Consider the following 25389-nt stretch of genomic DNA (forward strand, 5'->3'; position numbering starts at 1 on the left):
TACTCTACGATAGCCAAGGGCGGTACAGCGATGCCGAACCACTATACAGTGAAGCTTTGGCAATGACAAAGCGCCTGTTTGCTGGCGACCATCCCGATGTGGCTGGTAGCTTGAATAATTTAGCTTTACTCTACGATAGCCAAGGGCGGTACAGCGATGCCGAACCACTATACAGTGAAGCTTTGGCAATGACAAAGCGCCTGTTTGCTGGCGACCATCCCCATGTGGCTATTAGCTTCAATAATTTAGCTTCACTCTACGATAGCCAAGGGCAGTACAGCGATGCCGAACCACTATACAGTGAAGCTTTGGCAATGACAAAGCGCCTGTTTGCTGGGGAGCATCCCTATGTGGCTACTAGCTTGAACAATTTAGCTTCACTCTACAATAACCAAGGGCGGTACAGCGATGCCGAACCACTATACAGTGAAGCTTTGGCAATGACAAAGCGCCTGTTTGCTGGGGAGCATCCCTATGTGGCTAGTAGCTTGAGCAATTTAGCTTACCTCTACAATAGCCAAGGGCGGTACAGCGATGCCGAACCACTATACATTGATGCTTTGGCAATGAGAAAGCGCCTGTTTGCTGGGGAGCATCCCGATGTGGCTACTAGCTTGAACAATTTAGCTTCACTTTACAAAAGCCAAGGGCGGTACAGCGGTGCCGAACCACTATACAGTGATGCTTTGGCAATGTGCCAAAGGGTGTTAGGGGTTAATCATCCCACTACAGCGACAATTCGAGAAAATCTAGCAAACCTGCAACGCCAGTCTACTCCCCGTGCTATCCGCAAAGGTCGGTTAGGTCAGTTTGTACAAATATTAAAGACGATATTAATTTTACCGTTTTCTCTGTTGTGGCGATTGGCTAAAAAATTAATTCGTAATTAAAAGAGCGAGTCCAGGCGATATTTGCAATCTACTAATTTTGAGCGATCGCTTTTCTCTGATCAACGAAGGTGCGATCGTTAAACGTTTCCTCAAGGATTTATAAAGTATCTAATTTTTTATTTTGAGCGAGATTAAAGCATTGAAGTTATGCAGATTCTCTATGCAGGGCAAGATATAGAAAGGGTTTTAGAACAAGAATGATATTGATTAGCGATCGCTTGTATGATTGCGTTAGTGGAGCGATCGCTAAACAAATCCCACAAATCATCCATCCTTTTGAGTATCTATCTCAGATACATTCAAACCTGTTAACCTCGCTACCTGTTCTACTGTCATCCCAGACTCAAGTAAGTTGCGTGCAGTTTGTAATAACTGCAATTCTGCCTTGTCTGCCCTTCGACATTCTTTTTCTGCCCTTTGGCTTTCTTGTTCTGCCCTTTGACGTTCCTTTTCTTCAAGAGTTGGCAGCAATTCTCCTGCCAAATTTGCCCAGCGTAACCAAGTAGCATCAATACCTTTATAACTTCCTTGCCACAACTGTAATGCTAACCCTAAAGATTGACTCACTAACTGATTTTGAGCATTTACTGCAATCGGTTGATAAGCTCCTTTTTCAATAGAGAAACCAGCCAAATCATTAGGGTTAAAAGGGTCATACCAGAAATATTCTGGCACACGCATTTGATTTTGATAAATTAGCTTTTTCTCATTTTTGTCTGCTTCGGCTGTGCTGTCAGAAAGCAACTCAATAACTACATCTGGTGTTTTACCTTCTTCCCAAACCACCCAACTGCGACGTTCTCCTTTCGGGACTCCCAACACAGCAAAAAAGTCTGGCCCTTTAAAGTCTTTGTTTCGCACCTGGGCCAAACTGTAGTAAACAAACATATTACCGCCAATAAACCCATCCTCTCGTTCTTCCAACCAAGGTATCAGAGCATCTATCAGCAAATCCATCTGGGCTTTGTGTCGCGGGCTTTCCATCGGAATACCGTCATCGTCTGGTAACTCTGCTTGGGTGGGTGGAAGTTGAATATCTGGTGCAGCTAGGGTAGTTTCTGACATAGCTTTTCACCTTGTGGATAGGCGTGGCGGGTATTTTTATATTAAGCGATCGCAGAAACTTCAGTTAATTTGCTTTCGACAGTTTTTCAATTTGCCCAGTAAAGTATGCTTCTTCATGTTTGAGTTGTTGTGCCAGTTTTAACCCTTGTTGAAAAGCTGTTAGTGCTTGAGGAAATTCTTTGCGTTCTAGATACAATTGCCCAATTTGGTCATAAGCTTGCATCATTCCGTAAAAGTTGGCGGCTTGCGCCTGTATCTGCACCAGAATTTGGCTAGCTTGCAAAGCTTCCTCTGTTTGTCCTTGTGAACGATACAGCGCAATTAACTTCTGCAAAGCATCACCAGCACGAACATACTCCTTTAATTGCCAAGCAGTGGTATAAGCTTCTTGATAATTATTAAAAGCTTCTAGCAGTAAGTTAGGATCTTTCTTGGCTAGAGATTCGTAATCTGAGGCGATCGCTAGCTTTAATTCTAGTATTTCTGTAAGTTTATTTTCATTGCCATAAATTTCTGCTAGTTTGTTAAGTACATTCAATGACTGCTGCGGTTGGTTTGTCTGCTCGTAAATATAAGCTAGTTGTTGCAGATATGTTACCTCGTTTACCCGATCGCCAACAGATGTCGCTGAACTCAATAATTCCTCATAGATTGGCGCAGCTTTGCGATAATCAAACCAACTCAAATGCAGTTCTCCAATTGTTTTGAGGGTTTCTAATACCGCTGTTTGATCTTTTTGTTCTCGCACTACTAGCAAAACTTGGTCGTAAGCTTCTATAGCCAGTTTAGACGATCGCACATTTTTATAAGCTTCACCTAGCGATCGCCACAATTCTAGATCGATTGGCGCAGTTTTTTTCTGAGATTGGGCTTGCTTTTGAATTGCTTGCAATCGTTGCGTAATATATTGTACTTCTTGTGCGTCGTTTTGCTTCCAAGCGATCGCCCCAACTCGTGATAATGCTTGTACCTCTGCTAATGAACCTAAAAAGCGCCGCAAACGCAATTCTCGGTTCCAAATTTCAAACGCCGCAATCGGTTCACCTGCTTGCAGTTTCGCCGCCGCTTCTTGATTTAACGCATCCAATGCTGGTTCTAACTTTTGCCGTTCTTGGAGAGTTAACGGTTGTTTATCTTTGGGCGATCGTGGTGACAGTGGATCGGGTGTGGTAATCTCTAGAGGGCTAGGAGGAAATTTATCAGGTGGTTTCGGCGGTTTACTCTCTGCCAGTGTTAAGGAATTACTAAAGAGTATAGTGGCAGTAGCGATCGCAATTAAGTGCCTGAGCATGGATACTTTACTTTACCTTGAGTGAGTTGCATGAGATAATTAGCGATTATCCCCATGCCCTATTATTGACTAACTATTCTCCAGCTTTTCTCCAGCTTTACAAGAAAAGCCTACCTGAGAGCTATGTAGCTTCAGCATGAGGTATGGAAAGGAAGAAAATTACGGTTGAAGAACTGCTGCAACGTTATGCTGCTGGCGAGCGGGATTTTAGAAAAATCCACTTGATCTTCGATGAGTACGAGCGGGATGAGAGCAAAGAGGCTAGGTTCGATGAGTCCGGCGATGGTATTATGCGCCCAGGAATTAAGGAAGGGTGTTTGCGTGGAACTAATTTGAGCGGAGCGGACTTCCGAGGTTCCAATTTGAGAGCCATTCGGATGTACTCCCAAGGCTTGATTCTCTGTCATGCCAATTTGTCAAAGCTGGATTTGAACTATTTCTTGTTCATGGGTAGCAACCTGAGCGGGCAAACCTGAGTGGAGCAAATATCTTCCACGCTGATTTCCTTCGTGCTAATTTGAGTGGAGCTAAATTGGACAGAGTTATTGCCTCTAATGCTTCCTTCACTAGTGCTAGCTTCATCAAAGCTACTTTGACTAACACCCACTTTGGTGCAGTTGATTTGACCACTGTTAATTTCAGGAATGCTAAAAACGCTTACTTCCCGGAGGCTATTCTCAAAGACACCATCATGCCAGATGGTAGTTTGCAAAGCAGCTAAATTTGGCTCAAATTCATCTACAGATGCTAAGAGGTTAGCTGAACGGGTTTGTGTGCTTCGCTTTCGTGTTTCTGTTTCTCACCCGCTCTTTGTCACTTCCTTCTCCAATATTTGGATGTGAAATTATATCGGACTCAGTTAGTTGGGTCTTCATTCAGCCTTTTCTCAAATTCAGCAATCGTAATTGTGAAATTCTGCCAGTTGCGAATTTTGTAAGTTGGTGGATTTTGACCGTAATCAATTTTAAAAATTGCGATCGCAGCTAGGATTTTTGAGTCAGGGGAATGTCAAAATAATTCTAGATAATATTTAAGTAACTAGTCGATCGTTTTGTAATGACTCATTCTACTGATATCGCCACTTTAGCCCGCTGGATGGCAGCTGACTTTAGCAATCAAGAACAAGCTTTTGAAAATCCGCCTTTTTATGCCCATATCCGTGTCTGTATCCGTCCCCTCCCCTTAGAATTGTTCTCAGGGGTAAGTTTGTTTCTCGAACAAGCTTATGATTTTATGCTCAATCAACCCTACCGGATGCGGGTAATGAAGTTAATTCCGGCGGAAAACCACATTGCGATTGAACACTACACGGTTAAAGAAGAAGAGAAATTTTACGGTGCATCTCGTGAACCCGAACGCCTCAAAGAGTTGTCTCTTGACCAATTGGAAAAAATGTCAGGTTGCAACATGATTGTAGAGTGGACAGGTAAGAGCTTCAAAGGCAGAGTTGAACCTGGTAAAGGCTGCATAGTGGTTCGTGACGGCAAAAATACTTATCTGGATAACGAATTTGAGATTGACGCTGAAGAATTTTTCAGCCTCGACCGGGGAAGGGATTTAGACACTGATGAACGTCTGTGGGGTTCTATCGCTGGTCCATTTCACTTTCTCCGTTGGGGTAATTTTGCCGATGAAGTCAAGGTGTAATAAGTGAAGAGTGAAGAATTACAACTCTCTTAAATCCGCTAAAAGTTGTCTGTAGTGTGGTCAACCTGTAATCGTGACTTTTTAGCGATCGCTCAAAGACTACCAAAAACATCCAGTTAACCTACTATCTCTACCTCAGAATCCTATGCTATCATGATTTAACTAGCGCCCTATGGCTACTAAATGGCTACTAAGATACCTTAGCAACATTCAAGTAGTTCAAGGAATCTTGCTGTGGCGGCATAGCCAAGTGGTAAGGCAGAGGTCTGCAAAACCTCCACCCCCGGTTCAAATCCGGGTGCCGCCTTAAGGCTTCAGCCTTTTAGGATAATCAAAAATCACATAAAAGGCTTTTTTGATAGCCAAACTGATATTCAAAGTCCAAGCCTACTGCCTTCTAACCTGTAAGATGTCTTAGATTGCACTAGCTAACTTGACTATATTATAGATATCACTGTGTATCTAAAACAATAACCAAAGCTAAGACCAACCAAGAAACCTAGCCCTTTCAAGGTGATTAATGAAGATACGTTGTTTCCGTGCTACCATCTGGAATCCTCCGCTCAGATTTTGAAATTTTTGAAGGTTGAAATAACCAATTTTGGTTCCGAATTTCACCACGTTGAAAGGGCTAATATTAAGACTTACGAGCTTTACAAAATTTCCACAATATGCATTATTAGTCAATGTATACATTTCAGGTGCTGACTGCAACTCTTATTTAGTCGTATATTTACTCTTTTGGGTGTTAGACACAGCTAAAAGCCCAAGGTTAGTATAGTACATATGTATGATGCGTAAATCCTAATTATTTTCTTAAATACTAGATTTATGGATTCTTCTCAAATTGAAACAGGTGCGCCTCTTTCTATAGAAATTGCTCAGATTGCCTCACCATCAACAACACTCTCTCCTACCTCAACATTCAGCCCTCGCATTTCTAAAGATGCTATTCGCAGCAGTTTGAGGGCTTCCACTGTCGATGGTGTTTTCGCGGCAATTTTCTCTATTGGCACTGGCGGAGTTTTGCTAGGTAATTTCTTGGTGGAGTTGAATGCCAGCCCGATAGTGTTTGCTATGCTGGCTTCTATCCCGATGTTGGCGAATCTTTTTCAGCCAATAGGTGCTTACTTGTCTGAACGCAGCACTAGCCGCTTTCAGTATTCCCTTGGGATTTATGGGATTGCTCGGCTACTGTGGCTGATTTTAGTAATTGGCATTGTTAGCTTTAGTTGGGGAGGGCTGAATTCCAACCAATTAGTGATATTGTCGCTTTTGATTCTCGTATGCAGCCATTTTTTAGGAGGACTAGGAGCCGCATCTTGGTTGAGTTGGATAGCAATGTTAGTCCCACGGCAATTACGAGGTAGATATTTTGGGCTACGCAATAGCCTTGCCAACTTAACCGAGTTGGTCGGTTTGCCAATAGCTGGTCTAGCTGTATCACATTGGTACGGGGGGTCTATCCAAGGTTACGGGGTGATTTTGCTCTTAGGCATTATCTTTGGAATTGTGAGCTTGGGGTGTCAGTATTTCCAGGCTGATATAAATCCTCAATTACAAAATAATTATTATGCTAAGTCATCTCAAACAAGTGAGATTCAGTCAGACTCGGCATCAAATGAACCTGGTAAGATATCTGAACCAATCTCTCTGCCGCAAATGCCAACTCCTCAAAACCAGATAGATAGCAGCATTTGGAAAAACTTTAATTTTTTGGTGTTTCTACTTTATTTCGGCTCATGGACGTTTGCTGTTAATCTGAGTGCCCCGTTTTTTAACCTCTACTTGCTAGATACGCTGAACTTGGATGTGAGTTGGGTAACTTTCTACAACAGTCTGCGAGCAGGAGCACACATGCTAATGCTCATCGTGTGGGGTAGATTAGCAGATAAAATAGGCAATCGTCCGATTCTAATTTCTACTGGAATTCTAATTGCAGTCATACCCTGGCTATGGCTGAAGATGGGTTCTAGTCATCTCGATCTCTGGCTATGGTTGCCGCTGTTACACATTTTTATTGGAGCTAATTGGGGAGGAGTTGACTTGTGTAACAACAATCTCCAGATAGAGATTGCACCAGTAAAAAATCAGTCTATCTATTTTGCAACAGCTGCTGCTGTTGCTGGGGCAAGTGGTGCTTTAGGAGCAACTATCGGTGGTTTCATCGCTCAATTCGCTGGATCTTTTGGCATAGCGGAAGTATTTATTGTATCTGGTGTATTACGATTAGCATCACTTGTCCCACTCATTGTTAAAAAAGATTTGGGTAGCTAAGATGAAATTTCTTTGTTACGGATATGAACAAAAAATGTTGTACTCAACCTAGAGATTTATCCACCTATAGGAAGAACTGCTAACTTACATCTTTACTCTACAGTAATAAAGATTTATAACATAGTGACCAAGTTAATGTCAGTAAAACAGATTTCTATAATCTGTTATTACATAAATCTGACTTTATTCATTTTTTCATAATGCTCAAGGTAGACACATCAAAAATCACCACCCAACAAGTTGAAGCTTTCGAGCGAGACGGTGTTATCTGCGTCAAAAATGTTTTGGATGACATCTGGGTAAAACGGATGCGAACAGCCGTTGACAAGAATATATTAATCCCTGGCCCTTTAGAAGTTAAGGGCATTCCCAGACCAGAAGGTCGTGTGGAACATGCCAGTAGCTTATGGCTTACTGATGCTGATTTCCGGGCTTTGGCTTTTGAATCTCCGCTAGCAACGCTCGCGGCTCAAGTCTTGAAATCAGAAAAGCTAAACTTTTTGGCTGACGGTTTTTTTGTTAAAAAGCCGAAAGCAAACAGCCGTGTCGGCTGGCATAACGACCTACCTTACTGGCCCATACAAGGTTGGCAGTGTTGTAAAATTTGGTTGGCTTTAGATAGTGCGAATCAAGAGAATGGTCGATTAGAGTATATCAAAGCCTCTCATCGATGGGGCAAAGAGTTACGTGAAGGATCAAACCCCTCCTGGTTTACAGAACCAGAGCCTCACGAAATTTTGTCCTGGGATATGGAGCCTGGAGATTGCTTGGTTCATCATTTTCTGACAATTCATCATTCAGTAACCAACATATCTTCCACACAACGACGTGCAGTAGTCACTAATTGGACTGGCGATGATGTTACTTACTGTCACCGCCCGAAAGCATGGCCTTTCAGACCTGTTGAAGAAATTGATCTCCCAGAATTGAATTCATTCAAAGCTAAAAAACCTGGTGAGCCGATAGACTGCGATATATTTCCTAGAGTTGAACTGCATCGCTAGTTGGAAACCGCTACTACTGTATCAAGTTTAAATTGATCAATAAGCAAGTTTGTGGTAAAGACTTTAGTGCTTATTTCAACACTAAAGTCCTTACTACAAACTTTTCATTACTAGCTTGACAAAATTTAAAGTCTCTTTCTTAGAAGGAGAGAGATTTTTTAGATACCGTGAAAAGTCAGCTACGATGTAATCCTATCAAGTTCATTAAGAATGTTGCTATCTATATCAATGTCAAATTTTCGAGCAAAGTGAGCAGATGATGCGAGTAAATTTGGCAAGTCTTCCATAAGCAATGTTTTGGGATGACAGCCTCCATCTGACCAATCGATATAGCGTCGTCGGTCGTTTTGCAGCTTCAGATGAGATGCATTAGCAAGTACAGTTTGAAAATACGACTCATCTGTATACTTAAGCTTACTGTAGTACAAGGTTAATGCATTTTTATTGCTGTGAAAATCGATAATGTACTTAGCAGCTTTGCTATTGGCACAAAACCATTGACTTCCACTGAAACAAGCAAGTTTTTTGGAAAAAGGAAGGAATAGTTTTGTTAATAGCGGATGTTCCAAGCATATCTCTAGATTTAGATGGGCTAAGTATTTTTTTGAGTAATGGATAGAAAACGACTTTGTACAGTATCGTTGATAAGAATTTTTCAGCCACAACATATTCGGTTTTATATCAGATTTATAAGTTTTATATGTGATTTGCTCGTATTGAATATAAGCATCATATTGACTTGAGCCTAGATCGTCCAATATTTGCTTTGCAGTTTTAATGGGATAGTCTGCGCCACTGAGTAATACAAACCAATCCGGTGGATTTGGAACCTCATACATTAATCGAAGTGCTTGGATTGTGGCTTCTACTAAAGTAAAATCTGCCCACTTGGTTTGTAGATAAGGGTGTACTAATAAAACATTCTTTGACAGAGCATCTACAGATAAATCACATTTTGAAAAATCATGATGACACACAATTCGAGGATAGTTAAACATACTGTTTAACTTATTTATTAGTCTATAAATTTGTAGAGGTTTTGCATGAGTTAGTAAAATAAAACCTATCGAATTTCTGGGGGAGTTAGACATTTGCTTAATTTGTATATCTTGAAAATATTTTAAAATATGTATGTTTTTATCAAGAAATATTTGTTATTAGTTAAATAAGGGTTTAGCCATATTTAAATAGCGATTAAAGAGCGATCGCCCTTGGCGTTGGCGTACCCCTACAGCTACGCACAGCGTTTCGTAGAGAAGCGATCGCAGTCTCAACCGACTCTTAATTAGCGATCGCTCTCCTACCCACTACAAGCAGAAAAATTTATGTTGAGAAATTCACGATCAATTCTGCAACACCTTTTGATTACTGCCCAACGTTTCATTGATAGCCATGATTAATAACTCATTTAGAGGGATTCCGGCTGCTTTCGCCATAGAGGAAATCACACTTTTGGGGGAAAAAGAACAATACAACCCTGCTTCTAAAAACCAAGGTTGTCCCTTTGGGTCGATGCGGAAGTCAAATAAACTGTAGTGACGACAACCCAAAGCCTGATGGCACTTTTTAGCTACTTGCTGAACCTTTTGGGTGATCGGGTCGTTAGGGTCTACGATCCAAGACTTTTTATTATCTTTAGCAGCAAAACCCAAGTTGCCATCGTCCGTTTGTTTGAGTTTTTCAGCATGGTTGCGGATGGGTTTTTCGTGAGGATCTAACAGATACTCTTCAAGGGGTAAATTCACTAGCTCCCCATCTTTGACAATGATACCGCATCTAACTTCTCGACCGAGTTCGATGAATTCTTCTACGATCACCTCATCTGAATATTCAAATGCTTTCTTCAGGGCAGCATCATAGTCGGTAGCTTCTTTGACTAAATCCATCCCTAAAGAGTTATCGGAACTTACGGGTTTGACGATCGCTGGAGGTACAATTGTCGGAACATCTCCTTGGCGGAGCAGTTCTCCACAAGGCACTTTTACCCCTGCTGCTTCAACAATTGCTTTGGTTCTGGCTTTGTGCGCCGTTATTGCCATGATATCTGGAGTATTCCCGATATAAGGGATCTTCAGCAGGTCAAATAGGGCGCGGTAGTGAGTCATTCCAGGAATACAAAACATTTGTGGTAACACGAGGTCAATATTTTGCGCTGTTATAAATTCTATGGCATCAAACAGAGTCATCGCTTTGGTGTCAGCAATATCTTCAGGGCTGAGGGAAGGAGGAAATCGCCAGTGGCCATCGGGTGTGATGTATGCAATCTGAAAGTCATAGTGCGATCGCTCTACTGTTGCTGCTAGACAGTCTTGGGCGTAAAGGCGTGACAAATTACAGTAAAAATCATTGTGTGCAGACCCAACTAAATGAAGGATACGAAGTACTGACATGATTTATCTTCCTTATATTATTGTTAGAATTTATATAGCGGTTCTCGGTTGAGTCAGGTACAAGAACCTCACCCCCAACCCCCTCCCTGCAAGCGAAGAGGGGACTATGATCTACTGAATTTTTCTTTAATTACGAATTATTTAATCGCCACCTAATTCCACCAGTTTACCAATGTTGAAGTCTATTTTTACCCATCCTTTGAGTTGTTGGAGATTCTTCAGCAAAAGTAAGGGAATCTGCCAATGATGCAAAGTCAAAAATGGTATAGGGTCATCAAGACTGTAAATGGCATCAGTGCCTCGCACTAGAGTATTAACCGATGTTTGCAATTGTTTCCAGGAACGGATACCAGTTAGTCGCCAGATTTCGTGATATAGGAAGTAAGTGGGCTTGCTACTTGCTAGGGGTTCTAGAGGTGCAGCTAGAGGAGTTTTACCAAGATAGGCGTCTGCAACACCTGGGTGATTGTAGAACATTGTGATTGCCGAATGGGTACGGGGATTGCATTCAATCGCGTAAACTGTACCGTCTTCAGTTTGGATAAAGTCGAAAGAAACTTGCCCAGTCAGTGCCAAACTCTTGACGAAGTGTTGCACCCATTCACGGATTTGGGGATTTTCGACGTTTTCATAGTTAATTTGAAACGCAGAAGAGTTTGAACAGCAATGTAATCTTAATTCCCCATCCCGCACTGTACTATGTGTGCATAATTCTTTACCAGGAATAAACTCTTGCATAATCCAAGGTTTTTCTGGACTGATGGGTAAACTATTGACAAAGGCTGCTGTCTCTTCTGGGGTGTCACAAGGAAGTTTGGTTAAATTTAAGCGGCGAACGGAGTCGTAATCAATACTTTTTAGAATATATTTGCGAGTTTCTTGACTAAAATCGAAATTGATAACTTGTTGATGATCTGTGATTTTAAAAGATTTGGGGACAGATAAACCAAGCGATCGCGCCTGTTCGGTAAGGGCAAATTTATCATCCAACATCTTGGTTATATCTAGATCAAAGTGGAAAACTTCGCAGTATTCTGATAATGCAGGCTTTGCTAAAGATTCATAGTAGCTAGATACAGGACTGGATACAGGTACAAAAACGTCAACCTTTTCCTTTTTAACGATTTCTACTAGCGCCTGGATATAGCCTTCTGGGTCTGATTGCGGAGCCGGAATTGTATAAAAACGACTCACCGCTTTTGAAAATCTATGACCAGACAACCAGTATTTGTGACCTTCAATCAAAATAACTCTGTGCCCTGCTGCATGGAAAGAGCGGGCAAGTTGCAATGCTTTAGTCATCTTGGCTCCACTCACCAAGATCGTCTGAGGATGAGCAGCTACGACAGCTTTTTTCGTAAACGGGGAAAGCACAATGCCCCAGAGCAAAGATATCAATACTATCAAAGCATTGAACGGCAAGCCTATTAGTAATAATGTCAGAGTACCGAGAGTCTTGAATAGAGCTACTACCTTTACCCTAATACCCGTTGATGACGTTGGGGATTGAGACAGAGATAAAGAATTTGATTGTGCCATAAGTCTTTCCTTCGTGTTTATTGTAGAGACGTTGCATTGCAACGTCTCTACAAACTTCATTAGACCACGCGTCTAATTAAGGTTATACCATCTCGGATGGGTAACAGAACTTGTTCGACACGAGGATCGGCGGCGACAACGCGGTTGAACTGAGCGATCGCTTCACCGTTGGCGGTGCGTTGTTCGGCTGGTAGGTAAACTTGTCCCTGCAACAAAGTGTTATCCACACAGATTAACCCGTCAGGAGTCAGTAAGTTACTATCCAAAATGGTCCAGAAGTACTCTACATACTCTTTTTTATCCGCATCAATGAAGATCAGATCAAATACTTCTTTTCTCGCAGCCAGCTTGTGGAGTGTCTCTAAGGCAGGTGCTACTTCTACAACAATTTTGTCGCCGTGGGGAGACTCACTAAAGCAAGCTTGAGCAAATTGAGCAACATAAGCATCTACTTCGCAACCTATAAGTTGCCCATCACTTGGTAATGCTTCTGCCATTGCCAAAGCTGAATACCCTGTGAACATTCCTACTTCTAGAATGCGCTTTGCCTTGGTGATATGAACAAACATTTTCAAAGTCTGTCCTTCCAGATGTCCTGAGAGCATCTCCTGCTCTAGTTGACGCACTGTTTCACCATCGCTGAAGCGTTTGCTCCAGTCTTCAATGCTAGTTTTTTGGGCTAATGCTGTTAATGCACTCGATTCTGGGGTGGTGTAATCATCTAAGTAGGGATCTAAACCCGCCGCTAATTGAACTCCCTGCCGCAAAGAATCTAATATCTCTACAGGAATGTTGTTCTCTTCTGCTAATTTGAGGGTTTGCTGTAGCTGGGCTACTAAGATGCTGTGTGGCGTTATCGGTCTAGCTGTTTCTCGTCCTACAACACTGGTCATATTTTCAGACCCCTACTAGCTTGGCTTGTTGACTTTCAATGTATGCGTCAACCCCTTCTCCGCCACGAGGATATTTAGCACAAAGACGTTTGTGTTCAGCTAAGGCAGTATCAAGTTCTTCACGAGTCAAATCATTGGCAAAGAAGCACTCACCAATCGGACGAGGCATGGCTGCGCGTTGTTTACCATCTCGTGTCAAGCTTATAGACTGGGTAGCATACCAGAGCAAATCGCCATCTAGTAGAGGATGATCGAGTGATAAACCGATACGACTCATCAAGTCTAGGATGCGATCGCGCTCACTTGTTGAAATATAACCCCGTTGTGCTGCAATGGTTGCAGACAAAGCCATATCTATATTGACCGCATGACCATGATATAGGGGTATCTGAGGTGCTAATTCTAGGGTAGGACTCCAAGTGTGACCGTAGGCAATGACGCGATCGAGGTCTATTTCATGCAAGTTAGGAGTCTCTAACTCTAACATGGTTTTGATTCCCTCATAGTTGACTTTATGGGCAATCTCTTGAATTTCCGGTGTACCATTCACGTGTCCAAAGTGAGTGGAAAGCAGTTCTTCACCAGATTCGTATAGCAGTTCAAAGACTTCAGAGTTAGAAACTACCGCAATTTTCACTAACTCTGCCATCCCATTACGAACTTGAGCCGTTGGCAAGGTTTTCAAAAATGAGAAATCGAGGATAACTTTCAAAGGTGCATGATATGCTCCCAAGCGATTTTTTTCCTTGCGATGATTAACTGCTACCTTAATTGCTACACCCGCATCAATTAAACCAATCAACGTGGTAGGAATGCGAATGTAGTTACTCTTGCGACGGTAAGCAGCACAAGCAAACCCAGCCACATCAGTAATTAGACCACCACCGACGACTAAGACTGGTTCTTTACGAACTAAGCCAAAGTCCGAAAAAGCGTCAATAATTTTTTCAAAAGTTGCCAGGGTTTTAGCTGTCTCTGTAATGATGATCGGAAATACTGTCAGTTCAATGTCATAGTGTCTAAAATATGACCTGATCTGATCGCCATAAAGTTCATGAACATTGGCATCAATTACAATCAGACAGCGGCCAAATTTTGCATAGCTATCTGCTATTTCTGTGTTTTTAATATCAAATGCACCGTTGACATAGACAAGACTAAAATCGATTTTTTCGTAACCTTGCACGTGAAACGCAGCTTCTGTAGCTTCAAATGATGCTTGAACTTTATTCATGTGTGTTGACCTGATTCAAATTAAAAAATTGTGAGATTTCGATAATAATTGCGATTTACCCTAATGTATGCCAGCAAGCAACTATGTTCTTTATCCTTTCAGATAAAAGACAGGACAAAATTAGCTTTCAAGAAAAAGCTAACGTTTATTACTGACTGGCAATGTTTTTAAACAACACCATTCATTTGAGTAAATTCTGTAGATGGGTTAACCTTTAATTCGGCATAACCTTAAACAAGTCAACTAGCTCCACTAGCAGTATATGGGCATAATACTTACCTGCTTCTTCAGTGGATTATTGACTTTAAATTTGGGAAATTCATCTAAATTCAGATTTATTCCACTACGTTTAAATATAGTGGCTTTCCAACTGTACGATTCTGCAAAAATTCTAGCCTAGACAACTGATTATAGCGTTGCTCTCCAAGCTTCAATTTGAGATTAGAACCCTGATTAATCGTTAGTTTGCTGTTCATTAGCATTAGTCTCAAACCTTTTATTACTAAACTTGCTACATTCTGTTTGCTTCAGAATAACAGTGGACTTTTAGGAAGTTTACCTGAATTTTTATTAACTCCACTATATTTGTCTCTAGCAACTTGCTGATCGCTAGACTTTGCAAAACTCATATCTTAGTAAACTACTCATATTGTTTATCATTGTCTATCTCTAGGCTGACATTTGATATTACAGGAACGATTAATCCTCATTTCGCTGTTTTTTCGCATTAGTCTCAAACCATAAAATGGCTAAAAACAAATATGACTCACTGCATTCTATTCAGAATATCAGTATAATGCTTTCATATTCGGTCTATTTACTGCTCAGTAAATAAAATACCTATATCAGCAAGTTGTGAAAATTCAGAATTTAAATATCTCTGAGTTTTTAGTAACAAAAGTTTAACTTTTTTAAGGAATGTTTGTGTGTGTCATGGGTTTTTAAGTTTGCTTAAATTGCCTTACTAGCTCTAAATTAAGGCTTTTCAGCCTAAACCAGCAAATAATTTACTAGTTATTAACTGAAAACTACAACACAAATCATAACATTATATTAATGTAAATCATAACATCTGTAAATATATTTAAGTCAATCCACCATCCGAAGTGTACTGAATAACCAGGCATCTCCAAAAAAGTATATCTAAAGATAGATATTTTATACAACAAAATATTTTATGCAGCAGCTATATCTAATATCGTGTCTGATTAAAGACTTATCATTTAGATAGCAGACGGCAGGGGAAAAAGGCTTTTGGGATTTTTGCACAGATGTGATAATTATAAGTAATTAACTGGACTTGATATAACAGACATCTGGTGAATTTAATTATGCGTTACGTTGCCCGAAATCCGTCGCTCTTGTCGGTTCTAGATGCACGTACATACAATGTTTCACTTTTGCAACCAGATTCACGGGTAAAAGATCGCAATTTACCGGATGAACTCAACAGCACACTAATTCACATAGATATCACAATATTGCCACGATATGCGATCGCAAGTGGCGTAATCTAAGACATCATAGAACACACGCTGTTTTTAGATCATATCTGCGTTGAAAACTGACAACGTTCACCTGATTTACAAGGGTCTAAAATTAAGAGAAAGTTAATAAAACAAAAGCAACAAATCTAAATTATTTCATACAGCAAAAAAAATATTCAAGTTATTTGTGCCTTAATTTTTTTAAAGTTTTGATGAAGCTTGCCATCTTAAATGTGCATAATCTAGGTTAGTTATGGATCAATACAGTTCAGAATGAGCAACAAAATCTAGATGTAGAGGCGCAATTTATCGCGTCTTGAAAGACCAATTATCTACACCAATAACTCTTAACCCAAGCGTATTGAGTTATGGATTCTAAAGAGTTGCTCAAGCGTTATGCTTGAGTATTTTTAACAGAGAAAATCTATTTAAATTACTTTTTATAAAATCTTAAGCTTTCTTAACTTAGTTTAAAAAATCTTGGTATTGACTTCAGAATGTAGGAGCGATCGCTTTGTAAAGGTTAGTTGATATTAGTTGTCAAATTGCTGGCGAAGTTAGAAACTAAAGAAATACAACACACGCAATTATTTTATGACCGCTATTTCTAACCTTGAATTCAAACGGCCAATTTGGCAAACCGCGATTGTCTTGACCTTGGGCTTTTGGCTTAGTGCTAGTCTAGTTTTAGACTGGGTAATTATGCCTAGTCTTTATCTTTCTGGGATGATGAGCCAAGCTGGTTTTACGACAGCAGGCTATACGATTTTTTGGAACTTCAATCGGATGGAATTATTATCAGCCGCTGTAGTGCTGACTGGGGCACTAGCTTTGAGCAAAACCCGATATCACTGGAGTATTGGCAGTATTGTTTTATCTGTGCTGCTGCTAACTATAGCTGTGCTTGACACCTATTTCTTAACTCCACAGATGTGCGCTATAGGAGTCCAACTCAACCTATTTGAAGCTGCTGCTGCTATTCCATCGACAATGAATTTACTACACGGTAGTTATTGGCTACTAGAAGTAGTGAAGCTGGTAGCTGGTGGTACACTTTTAAGCTGGTGCTGGCGAGAGCAATTTTAAGTAGATGGAGACGTATAACGGTGAGAATGTCCACTTATAAATCTCACACCAAAGACGCAAAGAAATTCTTTGCGTCTTTTCGCTACATATATATATCTTATGGGTTAATGAATGTGATGTTTACGAGGGGCTACGCCTACGCATACAGTTTTGTATTTATATTTGTGATTTTTAAAACTTGGGATTTTTCAGGTAAATTGCTACTATAAAATGATTCAGTTTTTTATAAGTGTTATTCAATAAGCATACATATAATTATCTTTTACTATATATTTTCAGCTTTCCCGGATATCTAAACAAATAAATATTTATAACAATTTTCTGGAAGATGATATTAATTAGTTTTCATGTTTACTTTACTGATTTCTCATGAAGTTTATATATTTCTGGTAACTTTTTTTGAAAATTATAGTAATCTAAGTTTTAGTGAGTATGTTACTTGTTATCTACCATCTAGCTAAAAACAGCTATTTTGCAGGTATCTATTACTAATCAAGGATTTCCCTGTAAGTTCTTGAATTTGTCACTCCAATTTGTGCAGGGTGACTATTTAGCCCCACACAACATTAGAACCCGTTTCCAGTACTTATGAAGAGATTCCCTTCTGCTGATTTGGTCGCCTGTGCATCTCACCACACACCATCATGGCGGCAATTATCAGCAAACTCATTCTTGGCCTGAAGTTTGCCATTCTCTTGTGCAAGTGATAATTTTGCCGAATCCCGGTACTAAGAGTTGCTCTACAATCACAAACTTAAGTAAGATATTGAACTTTTGGAATGCTTAGTTTTTAATAATACTTTTCCTCTTGTGAAGTTATCCTCAAGAATAAACTTCTTGAAAAAGTACCTGATGACTTTCGTAACGGCTACAAGAATATAGTTCGTCAGCACAGAAGTAATGCCTAAGAGCCTTGACAGAAAGCCATTTACATCTACATCATAGTGGATTTTGGTCGCTCCAGACTTTCGCATTAGGGACAAAAAACTTTTGCAAGAGAACTAAAGTATCTATAATTTTAGGCTGCAAAATACGGATAACAATGATACTTTTGTGACTGATGGGCGAGAGCCAATGGTCTTTGTGTGGCACTTGAGTTACTGTTAGATTGGCTAGATTAGCTAAAGATACAGAAAACCAATCTAATTTTTGAAATACTATATCCAGGCAACTAGTCGGGCAATTTTGCTATTGGTCAGTAGCATTAATTGGTTTAGTTGTAACTCGTGGATTATAGCCTAACAGAGATTGGTGAATTAAGAGTTGGGGGGTGTGGAATCTCTGTACTAACTCAATTGTGACCGCTATATTTATCTGAACAGTGCTTCCAACAAAGTCACGGTGAATTCCGAAAAGGCAATTCACTAATTTTGCCTGCAAATGTTAATTTTATTCCAGAGCTATCCCAATGAAGACACTTCCGATTAGTAGATACAGATTTTTCCAAAAGCTCCAGCCCCTACCTTTGTTGAAAAAAATCACTGGTAAGTCGGTTACTGGTTGCTTACAGGTGTTTAGCACATCAGGCTCTTGGTCAATATATGTAGATGAGGGGAAACTAATTTATGCCTCCTACTCAGAGAAAATGTTTGAGCCGCTTTACAGAAATTTGCAACGCTTGAGTCAGCAAATTTCTACTCTCCCTGACGGAATCAAAGACCAGTTGCGGGTGATATTTGAAACTGGTATTGAAAATCAGGCAATACCGAACCCAGATTATCTGGCTATTTGTTGGTTAGTCAATCAGAAATATATCACTTCCTCTCAAGCCGCAATGCTAATAGAGCAATTGGCGCTAGAAGTTCTAGAGTCATTTCTGAATTTAGAGCAGGGAAGTTATGAATTTATTCCTGAGAGCTTTCTGGATGATATGCCAAAGTTTTGTCATCTAAATGTTCGTTTATTAGTTGAACTATGTTTAACGCCTCAAAATGAAGCAATTTATCGTCAAACATCGCCAAGTTATCAATCACACACCTCACAATTTTTCCAAATAAATGAGCTACAATCTAAAGCCAAAACTAAGCCAAAGTTGCCTAAAATAAACGGCTATAAACCAGCAGCCTACTCTATTAATACTAATGAACACAGGGGTCAGCAAATCATTCAACCCTCTGCTGACAGAAAAATATATACAATCTTGTGTATTGATGACAGTCCTACAGTATTGAATGTTATTAAAAGTTATTTAGATGAGCAAACTTTTTCTGTTATTGGAGTCACTGATTCTTTAAAAGCTTTAATGCAGATTATCCGTATAAAACCGGACATAATTTTGTTAGATATATCAATGCCTAATCTAGATGGATATGAACTCTGCTCTTTGCTGCGTAAACACTCATATTTTAAAAATACACCTGTAATTATGGTGTCAGAAAAAGTAGGATTTATAGATAGAGCTAAGGCGAAGATAGTCAGAGCATCAGGCTATTTAACTAAGCCTTTTCAACAAGGAGATTTACTAAAAGTCATTTTTCAACATATTGTTTAATTTCCTAATATAAAAAATTACTCGATCTAAACAGCCTATTATTTTAGAGATTTAAGGTTGAATATTATCTGGTTCACTTTATAGTTATAAGACAATACAGTTCAGTTAAGAAAAATTGTAGGTTGGGTTAAGCAAAGCGCGACCCAACAAAGCTCAGGAAATGTTGGGTTCCCCTGCGGGTATCTTGCTATGTTCCTCAAACGCCACTTGCTTCTCCCTTCTCTACGAGACGCTCCGCGTTCGCGTAGCGTTCCGTTCGCGGAGCGTCCCGTAGGGAAGGAAAGGCGTTAGCCTCTCCCTTTGGGAGAAGGGGAGACGCTACGGGAACAAGTCGGGAAACCGCAAGGGCGCAGTGGCTCCCCAACCTACACAGTTTAAAATTTTTGGTGCTAACCCAACCGTATTGAATTATAAGACATAATTTTTTAACAGTGACAAATAATCAGTTAATGTACATCTTTTTTCAAATTGGTATAACTAAAAAGTCAGTGGAAAATTTGACTAGTTATTTTTCCTGAAATGTCCAAACTCCTTCATCCCAATCTGATTCTGTTAGGGGTGATTGTAACCAATGCTGACAACGCAACAGATGCAACATAGCAGCTTTGTCCTGGCTGTCTGCTGCCAAAACATTAGCAAACTCAGCTCTGGCACGAGAAAACTGCCGCTTGAGGTAATACTCACGCCCTTTATGATAGTGCTCAATCACTTGCAATTTTTCGCTCTCAATGGGATTGGAACGCAAACCCAGTAACTCGTATATGGCTACTGGTTCGTTTCTACCCTTGACACGAATGTAATCTAGTTCCCTAGCCCAAATATTATCTTGGCAAGGTTTAAAAGTGTTATGGCTAATAATAATATCGCAACCATACTGTTTACTAACACTTTCTAATCGAGAGCCAAGATTAACGCCATCGCCAATGGCGGTAAATTCCATCCGCTTACTAGAGCCGATATTCCCACTAATCACGGTATCAGAATTGATGCCAATGCCGATTTTAATTCTGGGCTTATCATCTGTATGGCGACGTTGATTAAATTCGTGCAAGCGATCGCGCATTTCTAAGGATGTTTGTACTGCCATCCAAGCGTGTTCTTCTAATGGTAGAGGAGAACCAAATACAGCCATGATGGCATCGCCGATATATTTGTCAAGAGTGCCTTTATGTTTAAAAACTGCCTCCACCATTGATTCAAAATATTCATTGAGCATACTCACCACTTCTTCTGCTTCCAAGTTTTCTGTTAATGTGGTGTAGCCGCGAATATCTGAAAATAAAATCGAAACTTCTTTGCGATCGCCTCCGAGTTTAGCGTCATCTAATTTCAGCAATTCTTCGGCTAATTCCTGGGTCATGTAGCGGTACATCGTACTCTTGAGCCGCTTTTCATCACTAATATCTTCCATGACTACCAGCGCTCCACGGATTTGCTCTTGGTCGCTAGCATCGGCAATTGTGTTAATCGATAAATTAATACTGTGCTGTTCTGTATCAGTGGTTATGAGTGTGCGATCGGGGTAATATTGCTGGCGGCCTTTTAAGTCAACTGCGTGTAAAGCATCCTGATACCACTTGCTAAAGTCGCCTTCTTTGATGCCGATCGCATCAGTAACTAATTTACCTTCTAATCGGTCATCTACTCCCAGTCCTAGCAAACGTTGGGCGCTTTCATTGGCGGCGATAATTAACCCAGTTTTATCAGTGGAAACCACTCCATTGGAAAGACTACGCAGAATATCCCGTTGCATTTGTTCTTGTTGCTTGACTGTGGCAAACAACTGAGCATTTTGCAGTGCTACTCCTGCTTGAATATTAAAAGCTTCCATGAACTCTTCATCGTTGCGGTCAAAGCTAGCTTGGAAGCAGTCGGGAGCTTTGGGCCAATCAGCTGGATTATAAGGGAGAAAATCCCCAGATTTCTTTTTATTTACGAGTTGAGTAACACCAATCAGTTGTTGATCGGCATTAAATACTGGCATACAAAGCAAGCTACAGGTGCGATAGCCATTTTGCTGATCTAGTTTTTGGGCTGTCTCTGAGTCGGGATCGTAGTACAAATCAAAGCCAATATTTAGCTTCTTGCCAGAAGCCGCTACTATCCCAGCAAAGCCTTTACCTACGGGGACTCGCAACTCTTTGGTTGAACCATCATCCTGAGTGATTTTCGTCCATAATTCATGACGATCGCGGTCTATTAACCATAGTGTACTGCGATCGGCATTCATCAGTTCTTTGGCTTCATCCATCACCCGTTTGAGGGTATCTTCTAAGTCGAGACTGCTTTGAGAGAGGGACTTGATTGCCTTCATCAGCGCCGCCACTGCTCTTTGTTTTTGGGTAGCCACATAAAAAGAGCGTGAGGACTCTAAAATCAAGCGAATCGAAGGGGCAAATTCTTGAAATAATTGTTCGTCAGCACAAGTAAAACCTTTGGTATCAATGCGCTCTGCAAGTGGAGCATCGTGATTATTGCCAGATTTTAATTTATTCAGTAATTGCACTACTGCAACTAATTGCCCATGTTCATTTAAGAGTGGCAAAGCTAACATGGTGTAGGTGCGATAGCCAGTTCTCTTTTCTTGTTCTCGGGCAAAATGCGATCGCAGATCGTTATAAAAATCAAAGGGAATATTAATAACTTCTTTAAAAGTGGCGACTTCACCAGCAATGCCTTTATTTGCAGGGATGCGAATTTCTAAAGAACGACCGCCCTCCCCCTCAGCCAGAATTGACCAGAGTTCTTGTTTTTGTTCATCTAATAAAAATATTGTCGTCCGGTCTGCCCCCAGTAATTCCCCGGTTTTCAAGGTAATTGAATGCAACATTTCTTGCAGAAGAGTTTCAAACCCATGAGAATCCAGCATTGATAGGGTTTGATGAACAATCTGTAATTTTTGCTCGACATCCTTAACGACCTGTTTAAAAGTATCCTGAGTCAAGGGAGCAAGAAACGTAGAAAAAGTTCCTTGTCTTGTGGCAAGAGCACCCACAGGAGCAGAATTTGCTGGTAATTCGAGGTTTTCTTGGTTGTGAACACCAATAATCAAATCGGTGGTCTCCCCACAACTTCCTTGATACGCTGACATAACTGGTACTTTATATAACAGGATGAGGTTTTAGATTTAACAATGAGATTAAATTTATGTAAGTGGTGTTAAAAGCAACAATTGCTCGACATTATCCATAGTTTAATCGCTTGTTTAGCCAGCGTCATCCTGTAAATAAACGCTCAAGCTGATTACCAACAAGCATGGCTTGACCAAAACCCCTTCCCACTGTGATAAATAGAGGGTTAGACCCCTCATATAAACGAGAAAACAATGTTTTGTTAGTGTTGCCTCTTAAGATTTTGCAAGGGCATATTAATAAGTATTGCTATAGCCGTAGAGTATAATCGATTGATCTGAAAATGGCTGTTTTATATGAGTAATTATACGTAAATAGCTCTAGATAAACTGCGATCGCTTCCTTTCGCAGATATGTCAGCCTAAAAAAGAAAGTGCTGAGTAACAAATGCTAGTCCCTTGTTGACTACAAGTTCTATTAATCTGTTGTGATGCCTGTCAATACGGTTCAGTTAAGGTTTTTTGATAAAAATTCTAGATCGCTAAAGATGCGATAAATCGCCGTCAAGACAAAAGACTGAATATTGTCTTGACGGCGATTCATCGCGTCTCTTGCCTTAACCAAACCGTATTGTGATGCCTGTGGCAGACTACTAGTACCGCAAGACGGAAGTCAAAAGGAGCCAGTGCGCCCTTGCGGTTTCCCGACTTGAAGCAACTGGCGTTCAAAAATCAAAAGGATTTAATTTTAGGCTTTCTGGCTGTAATAAAACAGTAGGTTTATTTCCGCCGACCTGTACTAGATCGTAAATATTCATTTTTATACAGATAGAGTTAATTAAAAATATTAAGCACAATATTATCTCAGCCAAACATAAATATAAAATTAGATTCAATCTTTGAGTTGAACCCATATTTACATGGGATAAAACATTTACTCTATTGTTATAAATCCACAGGATTCTTTTAATGAAAAAATTAAATACTCAAGTGTTTTTAGGCTTGACAGGTGCATTTTTGGCAGTCGGATATTCAAGTTTGCTAGCTACAGAAATTCCTATACAGAGTACATCAAACCTCAGAAAGTATTTATTAGCGCAATCAGAAAATAATCCAAATGTCAATGAGTATCTGGAGAAACATAAACCAGAAAGTTATAACGCTCTGAAAAAGCAGTTAGATAAAGCTATTGAAGATGCCAAAACACCAAGTGAAGATAAAGTAGTAAAAAATCTTTGGTCATTGTCAAAAACTAATCCTCAAATAAAGTGGAGAGAAAATAACGGCAAAATTGAATATTTGATGGCGAGTTGGAAATATGTCAAAAACCCAACTGAGGATTGGAAAGTAGGTACAAAAAAAAGCATAGAAGCACGGACTTGGTTAACAGCTGTTCCTCAAGTTAAAGAATTTTGTCAAAATTGTCAGGGTATCGGCATAAATATTCCCGGTAATATCATGCTTTCTTTGAGGTTACAGCAGTATTTAGGCTTAATTTTAAATAGAAATTCAAATAAGACGCATTTTGTCGAAATGTGGGTGAAAGCTGAAGATTTAAGTAGACCATGTGTCGATCCAGAAATTAATGATTCTAGTTGTAATGTTTTTGATATACCAATTCCTGCTAGTTATCCGATTTTGCAAGAGATATACACAACTTCTTATGCAGTTGCTAGTCAAGAACATTATCCTTGGACAGGTTTAGGTTACACCTATGATTGGGGAAATCCGAAAAAACCTCGTGAAGGAGCTAGTGAATTTCTGCTCGACGGAACTAAAGAAAAACCGATAGAAGTAGAAGTTGTTTCAGTCACAGCGACGAAAGAATATTGTAATAATCAATATTTAACGGTAAAAGATTAGAAATGAGCGCTCATGAAACACCTTGAAGGTAAAGTGGCTTTGGTAACAGGTGCTACGCGGGGAATTGGTCGGGGAATTGCCATTGGCCTTGGTGAAGCTGGTGCAACTGTATATATCACGGGTCGCAGCCTCAACAACTCTTCTAGTGGTGGAGTTTCAGGGAGTCTTGGTGAAACGAAATCAGCCATTGAGGAAGTCAGTGGTGTATGCATTCCCGTCCAAGTAGACCACAGCGACGATCAGCAGGTGCGTTTGCTTTTCGATCGCATTCAAGATGAGCAGAATGGACAACTCGATTTACTGGTAAATAATGCTTACTCAGGAGTTCAGGCAGTAAAAGACGCTCATGGGCAGCCCTTTTGGGATTCTGAACCAAGTCTTTGGGATGCTAGCAACAACGTTGGTCTTCGCAGCCACTATGTTGCGAGTGTTTTTGCGGCTCGGATGATGACTAAGCGTAACTCTGGACTAATTTGCACCATTTCCTCGTGGGGTGGGATGTCTTATATCTTTGATATAGCTTATGGTGTTGGCAAAGCAGCTTGCGATCGCCTAGCTGCTAATATGGCTGTTGAGTTAAAACCCCATAACGTCACTTCTGTTTCAATTTGGCCAGGTATTGTTGGTACTGAGCTTTTTTCCCGTTTTGCTTCTGAAATGAATCAAACCAATGCTACTGAAAAGAATTTCTCATTTTTAAGCGATCGCTACAACTGGGAAACTCCCTTATTAACTGGACGAGCGATCGCTGCACTTGCTAGTGAGCCAAATGTTATAAGCCGTACAGGACGTGTGCAGATTGTTGCCGAACTGGCTAAGAAATATAATCTTGTAGATGAAAATGGCGATCAGCCTGCATCGTTACGCTCTCTGCGTTTTGTACTACCTGCTGTATTACCCGTACTGAGAAAGTACTCATGGCTCATACCTGATATTAAAGTGCCGTGGTCGCTGCTATTATTGAATGCCCTGAGTTCGCCTAAAATTTAATGGGCATTGGGTATGGAGCCAGAAGAGATGCGTCTTAAATAATGCGACAATAAGTCTTTGATACTTGTGCATGAGTGTTTGAACTGGATGAATCCACCTTTGAACTCCGTTGACGAGTGTTTGAACTGGATGAATCCACCTTTGAACTCCGTTGACGAGTGTTTGAACTGGA

19 protein-coding genes and 1 tRNA gene are annotated in these 25389 nt (G+C 40.3%); 12 read left to right on the forward strand and 8 right to left on the reverse strand.

Translation table 11 applies throughout. The features are described from left to right. Positions 1–890 (forward strand): tetratricopeptide repeat-containing protein (locus V7K60_RS32900; protein WP_334932141.1); only part of this gene is annotated, 890 nt, incomplete at its 5' end. Between the two features lie 264 nt (positions 891–1154). Here the strand turns inward: V7K60_RS32900 and V7K60_RS32905 are convergent. Together V7K60_RS32905 and V7K60_RS32910 are read right to left on the reverse strand one after the other, a co-directional pair. Then, the gene (locus tag V7K60_RS32905; RefSeq protein WP_334932143.1) at positions 1155–1955 is read right to left on the reverse strand and encodes a Uma2 family endonuclease; all 801 of its coding nucleotides are present in this window, start codon (positions 1953–1955) and stop codon (positions 1155–1157) included. Positions 1956–2019: 64 nt separating this feature from the next. Further along, positions 2020–3246, reverse strand: coding sequence for a tetratricopeptide repeat protein (locus V7K60_RS32910; protein ID WP_334932145.1), 1227 nt, complete (start codon positions 3244–3246; stop codon positions 2020–2022). A 143-nt stretch (positions 3247–3389) separates the two neighbouring features. On the opposite strand from V7K60_RS32910, the gene V7K60_RS32915 reads away from it, so the two are divergent. The 6 genes from V7K60_RS32915 (at position 3390) to V7K60_RS32940 (ending at position 8174) form a co-directional block, all read left to right on the forward strand. Then, positions 3390–3722 (forward strand): pentapeptide repeat-containing protein, encoded by a 333-nt coding sequence (locus V7K60_RS32915; RefSeq protein ID WP_334932147.1) that lies wholly within the window; start codon positions 3390–3392, stop codon positions 3720–3722. Between the two features lie 11 nt (positions 3723–3733). Further along, positions 3734–3967, forward strand: coding sequence for a pentapeptide repeat-containing protein (locus V7K60_RS32920; protein ID WP_334932176.1), 234 nt, complete (start codon positions 3734–3736; stop codon positions 3965–3967). Positions 3968–4302: 335 nt separating this feature from the next. After that, positions 4303–4893, forward strand: coding sequence for a chromophore lyase CpcT/CpeT (locus V7K60_RS32925; protein WP_334932149.1), 591 nt, complete (start codon positions 4303–4305; stop codon positions 4891–4893). Positions 4894–5129: 236 nt separating this feature from the next. Beyond that, positions 5130–5200: transfer RNA gene (locus tag V7K60_RS32930), tRNA-Cys, on the forward strand. A gap of 524 nt (positions 5201–5724) precedes the next feature. Next, positions 5725–7170 (forward strand): MFS transporter, encoded by a 1446-nt coding sequence (locus tag V7K60_RS32935; RefSeq protein ID WP_334932151.1) that lies wholly within the window; start codon positions 5725–5727, stop codon positions 7168–7170. A 200-nt stretch (positions 7171–7370) separates the two neighbouring features. Further along, positions 7371–8174, forward strand: coding sequence for a phytanoyl-CoA dioxygenase family protein (locus V7K60_RS32940; RefSeq protein ID WP_334932153.1), 804 nt, complete (start codon positions 7371–7373; stop codon positions 8172–8174). Positions 8175–8353: 179 nt separating this feature from the next. Here V7K60_RS32940 and V7K60_RS32945 read toward each other — a convergent pair whose 3' ends face one another. From V7K60_RS32945 to V7K60_RS32965, 5 genes are all read right to left on the reverse strand, one after another. Then, the gene (locus tag V7K60_RS32945) at positions 8354–9172 is read right to left on the reverse strand and encodes a beta-1,6-N-acetylglucosaminyltransferase (protein WP_334932156.1); all 819 of its coding nucleotides are present in this window, start codon (positions 9170–9172) and stop codon (positions 8354–8356) included. Positions 9173–9517: 345 nt separating this feature from the next. Continuing rightward, a complete protein-coding gene (locus tag V7K60_RS32950) occupies positions 9518–10564 on the reverse strand; it encodes a D-alanine--D-alanine ligase family protein (protein WP_334932158.1) in 1047 nt (348 codons plus the stop codon). Between the two features lie 141 nt (positions 10565–10705). Further along, complete coding sequence (locus V7K60_RS32955; protein WP_334932160.1) at positions 10706–12103, reverse strand: ATP-grasp domain-containing protein; 1398 nt, start codon at positions 12101–12103, stop codon at positions 10706–10708. A gap of 59 nt (positions 12104–12162) precedes the next feature. Continuing rightward, positions 12163–12996, reverse strand: coding sequence for an O-methyltransferase (locus tag V7K60_RS32960; protein WP_334932162.1), 834 nt, complete (start codon positions 12994–12996; stop codon positions 12163–12165). 4 nt (positions 12997–13000) lie between these two features. Next, a complete protein-coding gene (locus V7K60_RS32965) occupies positions 13001–14230 on the reverse strand; it encodes a sedoheptulose 7-phosphate cyclase (protein WP_334932164.1) in 1230 nt (409 codons plus the stop codon). Positions 14231–15549: 1319 nt separating this feature from the next. Here V7K60_RS32965 and V7K60_RS32970 point away from each other — a divergent pair. The 3 genes from V7K60_RS32970 to V7K60_RS32980 all read left to right on the forward strand — a co-directional run bounded on the left by V7K60_RS32970 (position 15550) and on the right by V7K60_RS32980 (position 19294). Continuing rightward, the gene (locus V7K60_RS32970; protein ID WP_334932166.1) at positions 15550–15747 is read left to right on the forward strand and encodes a hypothetical protein; all 198 of its coding nucleotides are present in this window, start codon (positions 15550–15552) and stop codon (positions 15745–15747) included. 564 nt (positions 15748–16311) lie between these two features. Continuing rightward, positions 16312–16803 (forward strand): hypothetical protein, encoded by a 492-nt coding sequence (locus V7K60_RS32975; protein ID WP_094352211.1) that lies wholly within the window; start codon positions 16312–16314, stop codon positions 16801–16803. Positions 16804–18211: 1408 nt separating this feature from the next. Beyond that, positions 18212–19294, forward strand: coding sequence for a response regulator (locus V7K60_RS32980; RefSeq protein ID WP_334932168.1), 1083 nt, complete (start codon positions 18212–18214; stop codon positions 19292–19294). A 505-nt stretch (positions 19295–19799) separates the two neighbouring features. Here V7K60_RS32980 and V7K60_RS32985 read toward each other — a convergent pair. After that, the gene (locus tag V7K60_RS32985) at positions 19800–22385 is read right to left on the reverse strand and encodes a GAF domain-containing protein (RefSeq protein WP_334932170.1); all 2586 of its coding nucleotides are present in this window, start codon (positions 22383–22385) and stop codon (positions 19800–19802) included. A 948-nt stretch (positions 22386–23333) separates the two neighbouring features. On the opposite strand from V7K60_RS32985, the gene V7K60_RS32990 reads away from it, so the two are divergent. Together V7K60_RS32990 and V7K60_RS32995 are read left to right on the forward strand one after the other, a co-directional pair. Then, positions 23334–24227 carry a hypothetical protein gene (locus V7K60_RS32990; protein WP_334932172.1) on the forward strand — a complete coding sequence of 298 codons (894 nt, stop codon included), beginning with the start codon at positions 23334–23336 and terminating at the stop codon, positions 24225–24227. A gap of 12 nt (positions 24228–24239) precedes the next feature. Further along, positions 24240–25217 (forward strand): SDR family NAD(P)-dependent oxidoreductase, encoded by a 978-nt coding sequence (locus V7K60_RS32995; RefSeq protein ID WP_334932174.1) that lies wholly within the window; start codon positions 24240–24242, stop codon positions 25215–25217. The last annotated feature ends 172 nt before the right edge of the window (positions 25218–25389 follow it).

Origin of the sequence: Nostoc sp. (assembly GCF_036917555.1) — a bacterium.
GTDB lineage: Bacteria > Cyanobacteriota > Cyanobacteriia > Cyanobacteriales > Nostocaceae > Nostoc.

Coding starts and splice junctions, on each gene's coding strand:
- V7K60_RS32905 (WP_334932143.1), bottom strand. CDS start 1,955: ATGTCAGAAACTACCCTAGCTGCACCAGATATTCAACTTCCACCCACC.
- V7K60_RS32910 (WP_334932145.1), bottom strand. CDS start 3,246: ATGCTCAGGCACTTAATTGCGATCGCTACTGCCACTATACTCTTTAGT.
- V7K60_RS32915 (WP_334932147.1), top strand. CDS start 3,390: ATGGAAAGGAAGAAAATTACGGTTGAAGAACTGCTGCAACGTTATGCT.
- V7K60_RS32925 (WP_334932149.1), top strand. CDS start 4,303: ATGACTCATTCTACTGATATCGCCACTTTAGCCCGCTGGATGGCAGCT.
- V7K60_RS32935 (WP_334932151.1), top strand. CDS start 5,725: ATGGATTCTTCTCAAATTGAAACAGGTGCGCCTCTTTCTATAGAAATT.
- V7K60_RS32940 (WP_334932153.1), top strand. CDS start 7,371: ATGCTCAAGGTAGACACATCAAAAATCACCACCCAACAAGTTGAAGCT.
- V7K60_RS32945 (WP_334932156.1), bottom strand. CDS start 9,172: ATGTTTAACTATCCTCGAATTGTGTGTCATCATGATTTTTCAAAATGT.
- V7K60_RS32950 (WP_334932158.1), bottom strand. CDS start 10,564: ATGTCAGTACTTCGTATCCTTCATTTAGTTGGGTCTGCACACAATGAT.
- V7K60_RS32955 (WP_334932160.1), bottom strand. CDS start 12,103: ATGGCACAATCAAATTCTTTATCTCTGTCTCAATCCCCAACGTCATCA.
- V7K60_RS32960 (WP_334932162.1), bottom strand. CDS start 12,996: ATGACCAGTGTTGTAGGACGAGAAACAGCTAGACCGATAACGCCACAC.
- V7K60_RS32965 (WP_334932164.1), bottom strand. CDS start 14,230: ATGAATAAAGTTCAAGCATCATTTGAAGCTACAGAAGCTGCGTTTCAC.
- V7K60_RS32975 (WP_094352211.1), top strand. CDS start 16,312: ATGACCGCTATTTCTAACCTTGAATTCAAACGGCCAATTTGGCAAACC.
- V7K60_RS32980 (WP_334932168.1), top strand. CDS start 18,212: ATGAAGACACTTCCGATTAGTAGATACAGATTTTTCCAAAAGCTCCAG.
- V7K60_RS32985 (WP_334932170.1), bottom strand. CDS start 22,385: ATGTCAGCGTATCAAGGAAGTTGTGGGGAGACCACCGATTTGATTATT.
- V7K60_RS32990 (WP_334932172.1), top strand. CDS start 23,334: ATGAAAAAATTAAATACTCAAGTGTTTTTAGGCTTGACAGGTGCATTT.
- V7K60_RS32995 (WP_334932174.1), top strand. CDS start 24,240: ATGAAACACCTTGAAGGTAAAGTGGCTTTGGTAACAGGTGCTACGCGG.